General features: G+C 38.5%; 19 protein-coding genes. 7 read left to right on the forward strand and 12 right to left on the reverse strand.

Features of this window, described 5'->3' with window-relative positions:
• Positions 1 to 75: 75 nt before the first annotated feature.
• From CGC63_RS00285 to CGC63_RS00315, 7 genes are all read left to right on the forward strand, one after another.
• On the forward strand, positions 76 to 1,398 hold the full coding sequence (locus CGC63_RS00285) for an ABC transporter substrate-binding protein (RefSeq protein WP_003021674.1): 1,323 nt from the start codon (positions 76 to 78) through the stop codon (positions 1,396 to 1,398).
• A 26-nt stretch (positions 1,399 to 1,424) separates the two neighbouring features.
• On the forward strand, positions 1,425 to 2,318 hold the full coding sequence (locus tag CGC63_RS00290; RefSeq protein ID WP_003021670.1) for a carbohydrate ABC transporter permease: 894 nt from the start codon (positions 1,425 to 1,427) through the stop codon (positions 2,316 to 2,318).
• A gap of 59 nt (positions 2,319 to 2,377) precedes the next feature.
• Positions 2,378 to 3,160 (forward strand): carbohydrate ABC transporter permease, encoded by a 783-nt coding sequence (locus tag CGC63_RS00295; protein ID WP_412693778.1) that lies wholly within the window; start codon positions 2,378 to 2,380, stop codon positions 3,158 to 3,160.
• A 136-nt stretch (positions 3,161 to 3,296) separates the two neighbouring features.
• Positions 3,297 to 4,448, forward strand: coding sequence for an ABC transporter ATP-binding protein (locus CGC63_RS00300; RefSeq protein WP_040351176.1), 1,152 nt, complete (start codon positions 3,297 to 3,299; stop codon positions 4,446 to 4,448).
• Positions 4,441 to 5,304 carry a carbohydrate ABC transporter permease gene (locus CGC63_RS00305; RefSeq protein WP_003021661.1) on the forward strand — a complete coding sequence of 288 codons (864 nt, stop codon included), beginning with the start codon at positions 4,441 to 4,443 and terminating at the stop codon, positions 5,302 to 5,304. The genes CGC63_RS00300 and CGC63_RS00305 overlap by 8 nt, the downstream gene beginning before the upstream one ends.
• On the forward strand, positions 5,301 to 6,143 hold the full coding sequence (locus tag CGC63_RS00310; protein WP_003021658.1) for a carbohydrate ABC transporter permease: 843 nt from the start codon (positions 5,301 to 5,303) through the stop codon (positions 6,141 to 6,143). The genes CGC63_RS00305 and CGC63_RS00310 overlap by 4 nt, the downstream gene beginning before the upstream one ends.
• Positions 6,144 to 6,161: 18 nt before the next feature.
• Positions 6,162 to 7,601, forward strand: a complete 1,440-nt coding sequence (locus CGC63_RS00315) for an ABC transporter substrate-binding protein (protein ID WP_003021656.1) — start codon at positions 6,162 to 6,164, stop codon at positions 7,599 to 7,601.
• 271 nt (positions 7,602 to 7,872) lie between these two features.
• Here the strand turns inward: CGC63_RS00315 and CGC63_RS00330 are convergent, their stop codons facing one another.
• From CGC63_RS00330 to CGC63_RS00385, 12 genes are all read right to left on the reverse strand, one after another.
• On the reverse strand, positions 7,873 to 9,249 hold the full coding sequence (locus tag CGC63_RS00330) for a virulence-associated E family protein (RefSeq protein ID WP_044930255.1): 1,377 nt from the start codon (positions 9,247 to 9,249) through the stop codon (positions 7,873 to 7,875).
• A complete protein-coding gene (locus CGC63_RS00335; protein WP_003021647.1) occupies positions 9,161 to 9,799 on the reverse strand; it encodes a CHC2 zinc finger domain-containing protein in 639 nt (212 codons plus the stop codon). Before CGC63_RS00335 ends, CGC63_RS00330 begins: the two co-directional genes overlap by 89 nt.
• 62 nt (positions 9,800 to 9,861) lie before the next feature.
• Positions 9,862 to 11,397, reverse strand: a complete 1,536-nt coding sequence (locus tag CGC63_RS00340) for a plasmid recombination protein (protein WP_003021645.1) — start codon at positions 11,395 to 11,397, stop codon at positions 9,862 to 9,864.
• A 181-nt stretch (positions 11,398 to 11,578) separates the two neighbouring features.
• A complete protein-coding gene (locus tag CGC63_RS00345) occupies positions 11,579 to 11,962 on the reverse strand; it encodes a hypothetical protein (protein WP_003021642.1) in 384 nt (127 codons plus the stop codon).
• 61 nt (positions 11,963 to 12,023) lie between these two features.
• On the reverse strand, positions 12,024 to 12,674 hold the full coding sequence (locus CGC63_RS00350) for a DUF6560 family protein (RefSeq protein WP_004844830.1): 651 nt from the start codon (positions 12,672 to 12,674) through the stop codon (positions 12,024 to 12,026).
• A 285-nt stretch (positions 12,675 to 12,959) separates the two neighbouring features.
• Positions 12,960 to 13,406: a hypothetical protein gene (locus CGC63_RS00355; protein ID WP_003023134.1), complete on the reverse strand. Its 447-nt coding sequence runs from the start codon at positions 13,404 to 13,406 to the stop codon at positions 12,960 to 12,962.
• Between the two features lie 28 nt (positions 13,407 to 13,434).
• Positions 13,435 to 13,815, reverse strand: coding sequence for a hypothetical protein (locus CGC63_RS00360; RefSeq protein ID WP_003023131.1), 381 nt, complete (start codon positions 13,813 to 13,815; stop codon positions 13,435 to 13,437).
• Between the two features lie 289 nt (positions 13,816 to 14,104).
• Entirely contained in the window at positions 14,105 to 14,854 is a 750-nt protein-coding gene (locus tag CGC63_RS00365) for a hypothetical protein (protein ID WP_003023129.1), read from the reverse strand.
• Positions 14,855 to 15,140: 286 nt separating this feature from the next.
• A complete protein-coding gene (locus tag CGC63_RS00370) occupies positions 15,141 to 15,791 on the reverse strand; it encodes a DUF6560 family protein (protein WP_003023127.1) in 651 nt (216 codons plus the stop codon).
• 253 nt (positions 15,792 to 16,044) lie between these two features.
• On the reverse strand, positions 16,045 to 16,521 hold the full coding sequence (locus tag CGC63_RS00375) for a hypothetical protein (protein ID WP_003023125.1): 477 nt from the start codon (positions 16,519 to 16,521) through the stop codon (positions 16,045 to 16,047).
• Between the two features lie 214 nt (positions 16,522 to 16,735).
• The gene (locus CGC63_RS00380) at positions 16,736 to 17,044 is read right to left on the reverse strand and encodes a hypothetical protein (RefSeq protein ID WP_003023123.1); all 309 of its coding nucleotides are present in this window, start codon (positions 17,042 to 17,044) and stop codon (positions 16,736 to 16,738) included.
• Positions 17,022 to 17,270: a hypothetical protein gene (locus CGC63_RS00385; RefSeq protein WP_003023122.1), complete on the reverse strand. Its 249-nt coding sequence runs from the start codon at positions 17,268 to 17,270 to the stop codon at positions 17,022 to 17,024. The genes CGC63_RS00380 and CGC63_RS00385 overlap by 23 nt, the downstream gene beginning before the upstream one ends.
• Positions 17,271 to 17,321: the final 51 nt, after the last annotated feature.

Genomic DNA, 17,321 nt, shown 5'->3' on the forward strand with positions numbered 1-17,321 from the left:
ATCTTACTTTTTGTCATAGTGCCACGTATCTATATCTGTTATGATTTCAATATCATAATATTTGAGGAGGTCAATATGAAAAAGAAAGTCTTAGCAGCATTATTATGCGCGGCAATGGTTGCTACAAGTCTTGTAGGTTGTGGTGGTTCCGATGGCAAAGAAAGTGGGAAAAAGGATGGAGAATCTGAATTATCAGGGGAATTAGTAATTGCTTTGTGGGACAACAGAACAATGGAATTATTTGAAAGTCTGGATCTTGAAGGACGTTTTCAGGAATTATATCCAGATGTAACATTAGAATTTGAAAAGTTGAAAGATGATACAGAATACTGGAATGCTATGAAAATGCGTGCGGCAGCAAACCAGCTTCCAGATGTAATGTTTAATAAAACATTTACTCTTTCCAGATTTAAAGAGTATTTGGTAGATATCTCTGATTTAAAAGCAGTAGAGGATAATAAAGTTGCTTCCGGTTATGCGGTAGATGATAAGATTTTAGGTATTCCTCTTACTATGAGTAGTGAATATGTATATTATTGGAAAGATATGTTCAAAGAAGCCGGTGTAGAAGTTCCGGATACATGGGCAGAACTGGAAGAAGTATCCAAAAAGCTTCAGGATTATTACGGAAAAGACAACGGAGATTATATGGCATTTGCTATTGGTGGAAAAGATGAATGGACAACTTATCCATTTGCAGAATTCATGCCTTCTCTGATTTCCGGAAACGGACAGAACTGGAATACTATGGCAGGTCAGGATGAACCTTTTGCAGAAGGAACAGATGTAAATACAGCGTTTAAGAAAATTGATTCTCTGTTTTCTTCAGGCGTATTTGGAAAAGATCCTTTAGGTCTTAGTAATGACCAGGCATATAATCTGTTTGCTACAAAACAGTCTTCTATTATTGCAGCAGGAGCAAGAGCTTTGAAATCCTTTAAGGATACAGCAGAGAGCACAGATGAGTTAGGAACTTTCTACTTACCTGTAAGAGATGATGAGTCTGAACCATTTAGAACTGTTACACAGGGTGACTTATTCCTTTCTGTAACTTCACACTGTGAAAATCCAGAACTGGCAAAAGCATTTGTAGAATTCTGTTTCTCAGAAGACTGGTATCCGGATCATATTAAATCTATTCCGGATGACAGTGCAAGTAAAACATTTACAAAAGAAAAAGATCCGATTTTAGCACAGGCAGATGAACTTCAGCCAGAAGCAGAAATCGTTATGTATGACGGTGGTGGAGATGATTTCCAGGCATTAGTTGCAGAAACTACTTTCGACTATAAAAAATTAGGTGCACAGATGTTAATTCCTGATTTTGATTTAGACGAAGCGCTGAATGAGTTAAATACAAAGTGGAAGGCAGCAAGAGAAAAACTTGAAATTAAATAAGCAGACGAAGTGAGGAGGATATCAGAATGCAAACTCTGAATAAGAAAAAAGCACGGTTTATTGTGTTGTCCTTAATCATTCCGTTGACATTGCTGATTTGCTTTGTAGTATTTCCTGCGGGAGATTTAATACGAATGAGCTTTACAAACTGGGATGGATATTCAAGCTCCAGTGACTTCATAGGTTTTGACAACTATATATCCATGTTTCAGAATAAAGATTTATGGACATCTCTTAGGAATAACGGTGTTTATTTCGCAGCACATTTATTGTTTATTCCCATAGAGCTGATGGTGGCAGTAATGCTGACATCAAAAATGAGAGCAGCAAAGGCATATAAGACAATTGTATTTCTGCCATATATCATCAATGGAGTAGCAATTGCCTATGCATTTTCTTATTTCTTTTCTCCTGTAAACGGAGCATTTAATTCCATGTTAGAATTTGCTCATTTAGAAGGATTTATCAGAAACTGGCTCTCTGATGAAAAGATTGTAAACTTTGTTTTGGCATTTGTATCTTTGTGGCGTTTCAGCGGCTATCATACTGTTTTATTCATGGCTGCATTGCAGTCCGTACCAAATGAAATTATGGAAGCTGCGGCAATGGATGGGGCAAATTCCTGGCATATATTCCGTTATATTCAGGTGCCATCTATTCAGTTAATGGTTGACTTTGTGTTGTTTGATAACATTCGAGGAGCCCTTCAGGTATTCGATATTCCGTTTGTTATGACAGCGGGAGGTCCGGGATACGCATCATCAACCTTTACATTACATACCATAAAAACGGCATTTACCTTTAATAACTTTGGCCTTGCTTCCACCATGGCGGTGGCAATCATGGTACTTATTGTGGTGATTTATCTCATACAGAATAAAATTCTCCATATTGGAAGAAAGGCGGAAAAGGTGAAATGAGAAAAGGCAAGACAAAAAGAATCGGAATTGAAATTTTAAAACAGGCAGTAGGTATTACGATGGTATTTATTGTGCTTGCGCCTATCTTGCTGACACTTTTTGCGTCACTGAAAACCAAGGCAGATATGGTAAATACATCACCATTGCTGCTTCCTGAGCTTTCCAGAATTACTTTTGATAACTTTAAAGAAGTATTTGCCAATAAATATCTTTTATTAGGATTTAAGAATACAGGAATTATTCTGGTAATCAGTTTGATTTTCAATGTCATGTTTGGAACAATGACAGCATTCATTTTAGAGCGATTTGAGTTCAGAATGAAAAAGGTAATTGTGGCACTGTTTTTCCTTGGAATGTTAATTCCTACCTTTGTAACAGAAATTGCCCGTTTTAAAATTATTACAGGATTAAATTTATACAATACTCTTGGAGCACCGATTATCATCTATGTTGCATCTGATTTAATGCAGTTGTACATTTACAGACAGTTTATTTCTACTCTGCCTGTATCCTTAGATGAGAGTGCGCTTCTTGATGGATGCAGCTATTTCCAGCTGTTTAGAAAGATTATTTTCCCGCTTTTAGCTCCGGCAACAGCGACAGTGGTAATTATTAAATCCATTTCCATTATCAATGATATGTATATTCCATATCTGTACATGCCTAAGAACAAATTGCGGACATTAACTACTTTCTTAATGGATTATGCCAACGCACAGGAAGGTTCCTGGCAGACGCTGGCAGCAGGAATTATTGTAATTATGATACCAACAGTACTGATTTACATATTCTTCCAGAAATACATACTGGCAGGTGTGGCTGCCGGTGCGGTAAAAGGCTAAATAAAAGGTGTAAAGTCATTAGATTTCTAATGGTTTTACACCTTTTTTACGTTTATTTCTCAAAAGTATGATAGTTCATCTTTCTGCTTTCCTTTATACTAGCGTTCAGATTGCTGAAAAAGGAAGGAGAAACACGATGTCAGAAATCACATTGAAAAATGTTTCAAAAATATATGAAAACCAACAGTATGCAGTCAGAAATGTAAATCTGGAAATACAGGATAAAGAATTTGTGATTTTAGTAGGACCATCCGGCTGTGGAAAATCTACAACTCTTCGCATGATTGCAGGACTTGAGGATATTTCAGACGGAGAACTTTACATAGATGGGGAATTTAGTAATTATTGTGAACCAAAGGACAGAGAAATGTCTATGGTGTTTCAGAATTACGCTCTTTATCCCAATATGACAGTTTATGGAAATCTGGCTTATGCACTGAAAATCAGAAAAGTTCCCAAAGATGAGATTAAAAAAAGAGTTCATGAAGTGGCAAAAATTTTGGAGATTGAGCATTTGTTGGATAGAAAGCCCAGTGCACTTTCAGGGGGACAGAAACAGAGAGTGGCAATGGGAAGCGCAATTATCCGAAAACCAAAAGTATTTTTAATGGATGAGCCATTATCCAATCTGGATGCAAAGCTTCGTACTCAGATGCGTATTGAACTGGCAAAGCTTCACAGAGAAATGGAAACAACGATTATTTATGTGACACATGACCAGACAGAGGCAATGACATTGGGAACGAAGATTGTGGTAATGAAAGACGGATTTGTACAGCAGGTTGCACCGCCGGCAGAAATTTATAATAATCCGGCAAATCTGTTTGTGGCCGGTTTTATCGGTGCACCATCTATGAACTTCTTTGAAGCCTGGGTGGCAGTTGAAGAAGGACGTACACTTCTCTATCTGGGAGGAAATGAGCTGGGAAAGAAAGTTTATCTGGATGGGAAAAAAGGAGAAATTCTTCAGAGACAAAAAAATGGTGAAAAAGTAATCCTGGGAATTCGTCCGGAGGATATTTACGAATATGAGGAAGCGAAAAGACGAGGATTTGAGAAAAATAGTGTAGGTCTGGAAGAAAAAGTAATTGCCAGAGAACTTTTAGGGGCAGAGGTTGTTTTGTACTTTCAGGCACAGGGAAGAAATCAGGCAGTACGCTTAAATCCGGAGAATGAGACGAAAAGAGGAGAAAATATCAATCTCTATTTCGATACAGAAAAGCTTTACGCTTTTGATATGGATACACAGGAAAACTTGTTCTATAAGGAGGATTTTACTCATGAATAAAAAGAAAAAAGGCAGTTTATCCCCTTATGGATATCTACTGCCGTGTATGCTGATTTTTGCAGTATTTTTGTTTTATCCATTTTTTAAGACCATTTATTTGAGTTTTTATAAGACAGATAAGATGGGGCAGGCGAAACTCTTTGTAGGAATCGAGAACTATAAAGAATTATTGACATCGCCCTCTTTTCTAAACAGTTTAAAAGTAACTTTAATTTTTGTAGGAATTGTTGTTGTGGGAAGTATGATTTTAGGGCTGATTACCGCAGTGTTGTGTAATAAGGCATTTCCCGGAATTCGCTTTTTCAGTACAGCCTATGCATTGCCAATGGCCATTGCGTCAAGCTCTGCAGCCTTGATTTTCAAGCTGATGCTTCACCCTTCCGTGGGAATTGTCAATAAGCTTTTGGGACTTGATATCAACTGGCTGAGTAATCCGGAAACAGCACTGTACTGTGTGGCAATCCTCACAGCGTGGTTGAACAGCGGAATTAACTTTTTGTACTTTTCAGCAGGACTTGGAAATATTGACAGCACTATTTACGAAAGAGCTTCTGTAGACGGAGCCAGCGGTGTACAGCAATTTTTCCATCTGACTTTACCGGGATTATCTCCCATTATGTTTTATACATTAGTGGTAAACATCATTCAGGCATTTCAGTCCTTTGGTCAGATTAAAATCCTCACGGAAGGAGGACCAAACGAAACCACAAATGTTATCGTATATTCTATTTACAGAGATGCATTCTTTAACTATCGTTTTGGAAGCGCAGCAGCACAGTCCGTAATTTTATTCTTTATTGTAATGCTCATTACACTGGTAATGTTCCGCATAGAAAAGAAAGGAGGAAAACCATGATAAATACAAAGGCTTTACGAAAAAGAAGAATTCATACAGGAATAAGAGTATTGATTAACATAGTGACAGCAATTATCGTGTTAATTCCTCTCTTGTATGCGGTAAGTATTGCATTTATGCCTTCAGGGGAACTCTTTACCATGGATATGAATTTATTTCCAAAAAATCCGACCATTGAAAACTTCAAACAGGCATTTACAAGTGTTCCTTTACTACGCTTTATTATCAATTCATTTGTTATGGCAGCCTGTATTACACTGGGGCAGATTGTTACCTGCTCTCTGGCTGCCTTTGCCTTCTCCTTCTTAGAATTTAAAGGAAAAGGCGTGTTATTTATGATTGTTATGGCTACGATGATGGTTCCGGGAGAAGCAACGATTATCTCCAACTATCTTACTGTAAGTCAGCTGGGTATGTTAGATACATATTCAGTATTAATTGTACCTTACCTGACATCGGCAATGGGAATTTTCCTGTTCCGGCAGTTTTATAGCACATTTCCAATTTCTCTGTACGAATCTGCGAAACTGGATGGGTGCAGTAACTTGAAGTTTATCGTAAGAATATTGATACCTCTTACAAAATCAGCCATTGGAGCAATGGGTGTTTATACCTTTATCAATGCATGGAATATGTATATGTGGCCATTGCTGGTAACTGGTTCAGATGAAATGAGAACTGTACAGATTGGTATCAGTATGCTGGACAGTGTAGACTCTCAGTCAATTACACTGATGATTGCAGGTGTGGTAATGGTAATTATTCCTTCAATATCTATCTTTATTGTAGGGCAGAAACAGCTTATTCGAGGAATGTTCGCAGGAGCAGTAAAAGGCTGACAAAGAAAGGAAAAAAGAATGAAGAAAAAAATAATTTCAGTGATTTTAGCAGGAACAATGATGATGGGAACTCTGGCAGGATGCGGAGGAAACAAAACTACAGAAACAGAAAATAAAACAGAAGGTAAAACAGAGGAAACTCAACAGACAGCGGGTACAGAAGAATTTTCCATGGCAGACGCTTCTGAAGTAGACGGCACAGAAATCTCCTTCTGGCATTCCATGGGTGGTGTCAACGGACAGGCGATTGACACATTAGTTAAGAAATTTAACGATGAAAACGAATATGGAATTACTGTAAAAGCTCAGTATCAGGGAGAATACGATGACTCCTTAAACAAATTAAAAAGCGCACAGATTGGAAACATGGGAGCAGATTTAGTACAGGTATACGAAATCGGAAGCAGATTTATGATTGAGTCAGGCTGGATTACTCCTATGCAGCAGATGATTGATGCAGATAGTTATGATTTATCCCAGATTGAGCCAAATCTGGCTGCATATTATACCATTGATAATCAGCTGTACTCTATGCCTTTCAACTCTTCTACACCGATTATGTATTATAATAAGGAAATGTTTGAAAAAGCAGGCATTACAGAAATCCCAGATAGTCTGGAAGGAATTGAAGCAGTTGGTGAAAAGCTTTTAAATGAAGGCGGAGCAGGACAGGTAATTTCTTTAGGAATTTATGGATGGTTCTTTGAGCAGTTTATCGGAAAACAGGGATTGGAATATGCAAATAACGGAAACGGAAGAACAGAAGCGGCTACAGCAGTTGCCTTTGATTCAAACGGTGCAGCAGCAAATATTTTAACCGCATGGAAATCTCTTTATGATAAAGGCTATGCACCAAATGTAGGAAAAGGCGGAGACGCAGGTCTTGCAGATTTTTCAGCGGGAAAATCAGCCATTACACTGGGTTCTACAGCTTCCTTAAAACAGATTTTACAGGATGTAAACGGAAAATTTGAAGTAGGTACTGCATACTTCCCTAAAGTAAAATCCACAGATGAGGGTGGAGTTTCCATTGGTGGTGCATCTTTATGGGCATTAAACAACAATGATGCTAAAAAAACAAGAGCAACCTGGGAATTTGTAAAATTCCTGATTTCCCCAGAGTCACAGGCATACTGGAATGCACAGACAGGATACTTCCCAGTAACAACAGCAGCACAGGAAGAACCGGTATTTAAAGAAAACGTAGAAAAATATCCACAGTTCCAGACAGCAATTGATCTGAAAGCTTTTGTCAAGGGGGTGCGTGGATATTTTTCATATTACTTACGCAGATTCTCTCTCTGCTTCTGCCTGAATAATGCGTTTCAACCTGTCCTCCGCAGTCAAACCGCTACTATGGTCAAAAAACACTTTGACTTTATAATTTGTTTTGCCTTGCTTAATCACAAAAACTCCATCCGGTTTGTTTTTCTCCGAATGGTTATTTGGGGTGGGTAGTGTACTGTTCACAATATTTGTCATACGATATTCCTCCTTGAATGAAAAAGCCCGACAAGGAAAGGTCTGACAACGAAGTTCCGACAACGGACATCAGAAAACCTTTTTTCTTTATCGGGCGATACTATCTTTTTACTATTTCCTTTTTCTTTATAATATTGGTTGTCATGGTTGTCAGAGAGGGAAAAGTGCCGCAATATCAAGGCTTTCGGGATTTTTGCCCGACAACCAGACCGACAACCGGCTCGACAACCGAAGCGACAACGGGCTTTTATTTTTGCTTCAACCATTCTTCCGGAAGTCCTAACTGTTCCATTTCCTCTGTCGGGATTTCTTGAAAACCATCCATGCTGTTGTCAGGCTCGTTGTCATTCCTGATACGCTCCCAGCCCTTTTGTCGGCGGTAAGGCTCTGGAAAATACCTCGGATTGCTGAACGCCCTCCAGCCTGTGACAGCGTTATTCATAATGTCGTTGATCTCTCGCAGCTCCCATTGTTTCGGTTCGTCATAATCATGCCCCAGTGCTTCCTTGTAAAGCTGCTTAGAGCAGACTATGCTGCCGGAATAGCGTTCCAAATAGTCTAAAATCTGTCCTGCCTTTGTGTCCTCCGGCATAAAGTCCTTTTGGTGGGCTTTCAGATAAGCGTTCATAGCCGGACTGAATCTCAGACGGAAATTGCCACTTCTGTAAATCTCCATAGCTTCTGCCCACATCTGATTGATATACTCTCTGGAAGCCTGTTCATCTGCCAAAATATGAACCTCAGCCCTTTCAGGATAGACCATAACCGGAACGAAGCGGCGGTTGCCTGTTCGGTCAAGGGGAAGAAAGTCAAGGGTATTAGAAGAACCTCCAAACACACATTGTCTTTTTCTGTCTGCCGGATGTGTTTCATAGGGTATCTTATAGGTTTCCTTTTGGCGGCTCAGAAAGGACTTGATTTCTTCAATGCTCTTAGCGTTGGCGGTTGCAATCATTTCCGACATTTCAATAATCCAATGCCCCTGCATTTTGCGGTACACATTTTCATCATCCAGCTTTTTCAAGTCATCAGAGAACCAGTCATCATTGACCGCAAGCAAACGGAAGAAAGAGGACTTTCCGGCTCCCTGACCGCCCACAAGACAGAGCATAACCTCAAATTTGCACCCCGGCTTAAAAGCTCGTGAGATAGCACCCAGCAGAAACAACTTCAATGCTTCATAGGTGTAATCATCTGTATCAGAACCGAGAAAGCGGTGCAGACAGAAGCGTATGCGTTCTGTTCCGTCCCATTGCAAGGCATTGAGAAAATCACAGACAGGGTGGTAACGATTTTCATTGGCAATAACCGCAACTGCGTCTATGATTTTCTTCTCTACGGTCAATCCATAGTTTTCTTCAAAATATAGGAGCAGATATTTCACATCCACATCCGTCAATGTCGGGCTGTCACGATACCAACCGAGGGGCTTCACAATGTCGATTCTTTCGGTCAGAAGATTTTTTCGGATAGCCCCTTTCAAAAGTGGGTCATATTGCAGAACACGCTTATAATTTGCGGCAGTATTATAAACCTTACCTTTCTCGCTCTGCTCTAAGCTGTTTCGGATTTCTTCTACTGTGCATGGTTCTGTCTGCTGACAGTTCTGCAATTCGCTGTTCAAGTTTTAACACCTCCTTTCTCTGTTCTGCCACAAGTGCTTTTCGTTCCTCCAATGAACCATACAGAAGAATATCAAGTAGATATTCGATATAGTTCTTCTTATACAGTGCTTCTGCAAACATAGGATTCCATTCCTCATCCGGCTGTTTAGGAGCGTATTTCTTTTCCCATTCTCTAAGAAGATGAAAATAATCCGTCAGCACCTTGTAGCAATGATTTTCTCCTTTTTGATACTTCTGTTCCGGTGTCGGCTCACGAATACGAGGGCGGACACTGGGCTTTTGTCGGCTGTCATAGTTAAGACCAAAATCTTCAGCAAGTTTGACAGCAGCTTCCCTCAGCCCGATACCGAATAGCTTCGCTGTCAGATCAACAGCGTCTCCGGTTGCTCCGCAGCCAAAACAGTAATAGCGTTCATCCAGCTTCATACTGGGGGACATATCCGAGTGAAACGGACAGCACGCCATACCTGTGCGACCCACTTTCAAGCCATAGGCTTCTGCGGCTTGTCGGGCAGTAACATTTTCTTTTACAATTTCAAATACATTCATGTGACTCCTTTCCTGAAACGAAAAAAGCACCTGTCATTTTCAAAGTGAAAACAGCAAGTACCTTAGAGTTCCATATCCTGTTTTTTGCTTTTCTCCGGAATTGTTCGGCTCACTTCACGCTCTGCCATTTCTTTCTTCTTGTGGCTCAACTGCTCTATAATGGAACTTTTGGCTTTCTTCTTGATTTGCTCCGTTCCGGCTTTTTTGACCTCCGGTTTCATCAGCGTGGTTTGGATTTTCTGAATGGTTGATTTCATAGCATTTGTGATTCTGGCAATCACTCCATCCAATCGTTTCACTGCATACTCAACTTCTTTCTTTGAAGCCTTACGCTCAGGGGAGAGAACCCATGCCTTAGACTGCTCCACCAGCTTAATATCCTCCTTGTGCGTTTCCAGTTTCACAGTATCAGCAACGACCTCAACCGCCTTGTCATAGGCAATATCGGCAACCTCATCCACCAGAGCTTCCACATCCTCAATCTTCATCGTGAGTTCTTCCAATTTTTGCTCCTGTGCTGCCAGTTGCTCCTTTTGCTTGAAAATAATGTAGTCCTGTTTTTCCAGATAAGCACGACCACCATATTCCGGTTCTTCTTCCAGTTGTAAGCCGTGCTTTTTCGCCACATCAAACAGCAGCACTCGGCAAGCTGAATCGAAAGTCATCTTGCGGTTGTTTTTTCTTCCGACCGGCTTCTCCGGTTCCGGCAGTTCAAACCCCAGTGCTTCCAAAGCCTTTTCCTGTTGTGGGGCAATCTCCCCATATTGATTTTCACAGTCGAACACATGACGCTCGTGAATATGAGGGGTGCTTTCATCCAAGTGCAGCGCCCAATTCAAGATATGGACATGAGAACCGAAACGCTCATTTACGATTTCCATAAATTCTGTGACGATCTCAATGAGCAGTTCCGGCGGAACATGATTGTCAAGTGTTCCAATCTGATAGACCGTTTCCTCTGGACAGGTCTTTTTGCTTTTGAGTAAATCTCCGGTTTCCTTATTTCTTTCAGGGTGTCGGTTCTTCACATTTCTTTCGTTCTGTCCGGTTACAAAATCACGATACCGCTGACGATAAAAAAGCTGTTCCACATCTTCAAAAGTGGCAGACAGCTCATTTTCCTTTTCGGAATTTTTGAAATTGCGGAAGCCATTGTAACAGTCCCAATAGAGATTTTGTTTGGCTCGCTCTTCGTCAATGTGTTCGCTGTTGGCAATGTCAAAACTGCGGTCATTGTGCTTCGGATTATAAACGCCATTCTTTCCGGCTCGTCCATTGTGCCTTGTTAATTTCACATGAATTCCTCCTTTTCTTTTTGATTTCCCCGACAGGGGAGAAGGGCAGCGAAGCTGATTCCTTGCGGCTTTCTGCGTCAAGTAATACCCAGTATTAAGTGGCGAGACGCCACTTAACTGGGCAAGGCTGCCGCCCTTGACCTGCACAGGGGTATTGCATTCCCTGTACCCATGCACAAAGGGTTGCACCCTCTGTACTCCCGCCCGAACAAACTGACTTCGCCCCGTCCCAAGCTCCGTCAGTTCCTTCGGTTTTACAAAACAGTCCACCGGACTATTTTGCAAAAAGAAAAACCGACGCATGATCGCTTTACGCTCAATACATCGGTTTCTTCATCTGACCTTAACGTTCATATTCAGTTGTGGCAGATTACGGATAATCTGCAAATGGATAAACAAAAACGACCAACTATGTAGCTGATCGTCCTTGCGTGGTTGCCTTAAAAAGTAGTTGATAAACACCCTACTCTTGAAAAGCTCGTTGTCATTTACATCTATTATTTTTGAATAGAAAAATTCCTTTATAAATGATAAAAGGAATTGAACCGATTACTCCAGCAAGTGTATAAATCGGGAAAGTAACAAATCCAATTATAATTTTAGGTGCGATAGGAGTTAGCCATTTCTTAACTAAACCACTATAAAAAATCAAACCTGTTGGTATTCCAGCAAAAAGCAATCCAAAAGAAAGAATACTTCTTGTAAATCCTAATGGTTCAGGAACAGACATATTTTGACTTGTCCAAAACGCAATGTACTCAGGGTCACTAAGTTGATTCATTTGATTAAGTGCTACAAAATAACCAAGTACACAACCAATAATTAAAAATAAACATATAAGCAATATTTGTTTCAACTCTTTTTTCATATTTCATCTTCCTTTACGGTCATATTCAGTTGTCTAACATCGTACTGTTATAAAATCTATGTCATTTACGATTTTTCTTATGCTGATTTGCCCAGTAAGATTTTACAGGGATTCTTCTTCTTTTTATGTCCTCCATAAATTCTTCTTTGTCAATATTACTATCAATGGTAAATAATTTTTCTCCATTTACATATACACGCATAGAACCTTTCCTTCTCTCGCAATAGGTAATATCTTCAAAGTGAAAAGTTCTCTTTCTGCCAAAAGTTGAACGCCATGTGATTTCATCTTCATCCACTTCCAGTTTCCACATAATCATATTCAATGAGCCTATAAAAAACACAACAAATGCAATGCCAAATACCAAGGGAGGAAATATATCATCCTGTTGGATAGCACTTGCTACAGTACAACCTCCTGTAAATAAAATTCCAAAAACAAATATAATAGTCAATGTTTTCTCTGTTTTTATTGTATAATGCGTTCTAATTATTCCCTTTTTCTGTTCTTCCTCTCGTTCTTTAGCTCTCTTTTGTTGAAGATTTACAAGATATTTCAAAAGAAGAAGTACAACTAAATAGGGGCCTATTTGTGTAATTATATTCAAACACATTCGTAAAAAATCATTCATTTTTTGCCCTCCATAGTTCCAGCTATATAAAAATGATTGTTTGAAATCGAGTATTAAAAACCTCAATTTTTCATATCTCATTATACTTCATCAACTTAAAGAATGGAAGAAAAAATTTTGTGTACAGAGTTCCTGTTCAAGCCTTGTAACGCACATTTCTGCAAAATCCATAGTCCCCGATACTTTCCTCACGGGTGATATACAGTCGGAATTCTGTCAGCTCATGAAATAAGAAAAACCGACGCATGATCGCTTTACGCTCAATACATCGGTTTCTTTATCTGACCTTGACGGTCATATTCAGTTGTGGCAGATTACAGGTAATCTACAAATTTCCCAAAACAAAATAGGATATTTATTTTTATTCTATTCAACTACATACCCATATTCTGTGTGTGGTAAATACCTTACAGTTATCTTATCTCCTAAATCGCTACCTGTTCCCCAATATTTTAATGAATGTTCTTCTCCAGTTTTCTCATCTCTAATATGTATTCTTCTTTCACTATTAGAGTTTTCTCCTGACATTGCACCTTGTGTAACTTCTCCGGTAACTTCAACTAAATTGTTAGATAGTAAATAAGGTATATCCAAGCAACAAGGAACAGTTATAAATATACCGAGAATCAATAACCCAACAACTGCCATCACATTGATTATTTTTTCCCATTTTTGATATTTTATTTTTTCTTCTTCATTGACAGCCTTTCGTTTTATAAACTTCCCATTTTTCTTTCTATGCAAAACATACATAATTAAGACTATAAATGATACTATAATCACTCCAAAAGTTCTAAACATCAATAATGCCATAAATTTGTACTCCTTTCAAAGCGACACGCTATTTATTAACAGCTTTATCAGCTAATCTTTTATCTCCCCATGGCGTTTTCAGCATAGGCTCATTATCAATAATTCCTGCTCTTAAAATTTCAAGGGGTTTTTCTAATTGTAAGATGTTTTTATTATCTATAATAATAGCAGTTTGAAATTCCTCAAAACTTTCAAAAACTCTGTCTTGAAATATAAAAGATATATTTTCTTTACATTCCTCTGCGTTAGCAGGTAAAACACAGGAACCCATCACATATTTTTTCTCATTATAGGAAAACTCAATAAGAGTAAAAGCCATATCATTATCATAATCAGACTTGATAATTTCCATTAGATCTTTTGCTTCAATAATGAGCGTTGGCTTTTCATTTTTCTTAAAACCAAACATGAATAACACCTCCAAGAATTAACTTTATCTTATTTTTCATTATACTTCATCAACTTAACGAATGGAAGAAAAAATTTGTGTGCAGAGTTCCTGTTCAAGCCTTGTAACGCGCATTTATGCAAAATCCATAGTCCCCGATACTTTCCTCACGGGTGATATACAGTCGGAATTCTGTCAGCTCATGAAATAAGAAAAACCGACGCATGATCGCTTTACGCTCAATACATCGGTTTCTTCATCTGACCTTGACGGTCATATTCAGTTGTGGCAGATTAGCCAATTTGAAAAATTACTCTGGCACATCTACTGAATAACTTAGATTGTTTCCTCTCTTGTCGCTCTTTAAATCATCATAATACCATAGATACATCGTTCTGTCATATACATTGATTTCAATAACACCATCTGGCTTTTGACCTTCTACTTCTAATGAGTAAATTTCCTTATCATGTGCATAGCCAAAAACAAATCTGGTATCTGGATAATTTGGATTCAAGTCCTGTTGAAAATCACTTAATTTTAAAGATGAACGAATTAGTTCTGTAATATCAGATATAAGAATGCTATCCGCTTTAGTTGTAACCGGTGTAGCATTCATAAATGCATATTGTACACTTGCTTCCTCCACCTGTTTTTTGCAGCGTGCCATCACAAAACCTTGAACGGGATCGTTATCGCTTCCTGCCCGATAGAAAATAGTATCATACTGTTTGCCATTCCATATATGCAATATTTCATCAACATGATTAAGAAAATCTTCTGGAACAGAAAATTCTTCATTTTCAGCATTCAAAGGAGAATTCAAAATAGCTTCTTCGACAGAACTATAATATATGAGTTCAGAATCCTTTTTATCGTAATCACTCAAATTGAATTCGACATATGCATTGTCTTTATTGTCATCTTCCGGAACATAAGTATAACGACCATTTTCAATATGGTCATCATAATCAACAAACAGTCCAATACATATCAGCGCTGCAAAAATCAAAAAAACTATTCCTACAATGATTAGCAATATTTTCAAAAATTTTTTCATACAAAAGTCCACCTTCTTGCTTCATTTCAGTAAATTATATCATACCGATATGAACAATTCAATTCACGCTCTATCAAGTAGTTTTTTACTTACCTATAACGCACATTTCCGCAAAATCCATAGTCTCCGATACTTTCCTCACAGGCGATATACAGTCGGAATTCTGTCAGCTCATGAAATAAGAAAAACCGACGCATGATCGCTTTACGCTCAATACATCGGTTTCTTCATCCGACTTTGACGGTCATATTCAGTTGTCTAACATCGTACTGTTATAAAATCTATGTCATTTACGATTCTTCTTATGCTGATTTGTCCAGTAAGGTTTTACAGGGATTCTTCTTCTCTCTATATCTTCCATAAATTCTTCTTTATCGATATTACTATCAATGGTAAATAGCTTTTCCCCATTTACATATACACGCACAGAACCTTTTTTTCTCTCGCAGTAGGTAATATCCCCAAAACGAAAAGTTCTCTTTTTTCCAAAAGTTGACCGCCATGTGATTTCATCTCCGTTCACTTCCAGTTTCCACATTACCATATTGACTATTCCGCTTATGCCTACTAAAAAAAATATTCCAAATATACAAATGACAAACATATCTTCTTTTTCCCTAAGACTCATAGCCGTACAACAAGCAAAAAATATTGTACCTACGATAAATGCCACGACAAGGAATTTCTCTGTTTTTATTATATAATGCGTCCTTATTATTCCCTTTTTCTGTTCTTCCTCTCGTTCTTTAGCTCTCTTTTGTTGAAGATTTACAAGATATTTCAAAAGAAGAAGTACAACTAAATAGGGGCCTATTTGTGTAATTATATTCAAACACATTCGTAAAAAATCATTCATTTTTTGCCCTCCATAGTTCCAGCTATATAAAAATGATTGTTTGAAATCGAGTATTAAAAACCTCAATTTTTCATATCTCATTATACTTCATCAACTTAAAGAATGGAAGAAAAAAATTTGTGTACAGAGTTCCTGTTCAAGCCTTGTAACGCACATTTCCGCAAAACCCATAGTCCCCGATACTTTCCTCACGGGTGATATACAGTCGGAATTCTGTCAGCTCATGAAATAAGAAAAACCGACGCATGATCGCTTTACGCTCAATACATCAGTTTCTTCATCTGACCTTAACGGTCATATTCAGTTGTGGCAGATTACAGGTAATCTACAAAAATTATTTTTTCCATATAACTTCACCACAATGCGGACACTTTTTGGGAATGATTAAATTGCTATTTTCATATTGAATTAAAGATATTTTCTTATTCTTGCGGTCACAAATATCTTTAACTTCTTTATTTACAAGACTACCTCCTTCTTCTCCTAAATATCCCAAAGTAGTCTTATACCATGGAAATTTTCCTTTACATACAGGGCATTTCCATAAAAACAGGAAAATGTATTCAAAAAAGAAAGACACCAACCACATCAAAAAGGTTAAGAAAAATATGACTAAGCAAACAAGTCTAATATAATTAGGCAACACTCCTTTTATAGGCAACATTTCTTTTAGGAAAACCGCAATCCCCCCTATAGCAAGTGATGGCACACAAATATATGGCAAAATACGAAATATTTTTTTATTCACTATACTTATCTTGTTTAATGAAGAAATATTTTTATATACAAATTCTACCTTACTTTTTTCCATATATACTGCCTCCCGAAAAGCTCACTTCTAAAATTATCTTTTGTCTATTATACTTCATCAGCCTAAAGAATGGAAGAAAAAATTTTGTGTACAGAGTTCCTGTTCAAACCTTGTAACGCACATTTCCGTAAAATTTATAGTCTCCGATACTTTCCTCACAGGCGATAGGCAACGGTCAAAACATCAGGTTTGCACCTGACATTTTAACCGCATATCAGCCCTGATTATCACAGTATCCCTGCTGGCTGTTCAGCCCATGCTTTTTCGCATATTCACTGGCTTTCTGTCTGCGTTCCTCGCTGTAAGGCGGCAGGAAGCGGATAGACAGACGGAACTTTGCCAGCACATAAGAAACACCGCCTTGAACATTGGATTTTTCCAGTCGGCAAAGGTCAGGGTACTTCTTAGCAAAAGCAGCCAACCTCTTTTTCAATCCGGCGTTGTGGGTGTAGATATTTGCCTTGTCCTCGCCCTCATTAAAGAGAACGATTGTTTCTTTCTCAATCTTCGTCAGTCTCGTCATAGCAGCCCTCCCTACGGTTTTTCAACACCCTCAGCCTGCGGTAAAAGCAACGATACCACCTTTCAACACCCTCAGCACTCAGCTTGACGGAAAGCATATAAAACAGCTTCTTCGCCACCGGATCGGGTGCAAGGGCAGCCACCATACGCAAACGCTCGACAGTTGCTTTCAGGTTCGGACAGCCAAAGGCATAAAGGGCTTCCATTTCATTCCGGTTCATCTTCATTGTGTTTTCCTCCTTAAAGTTTGATAAATGAAAAGCGACAGACACTTCATA

This window comes from Blautia hansenii DSM 20583, assembly GCF_002222595.2.
Taxonomy (GTDB): domain Bacteria; phylum Bacillota; class Clostridia; order Lachnospirales; family Lachnospiraceae; genus Blautia; species Blautia hansenii.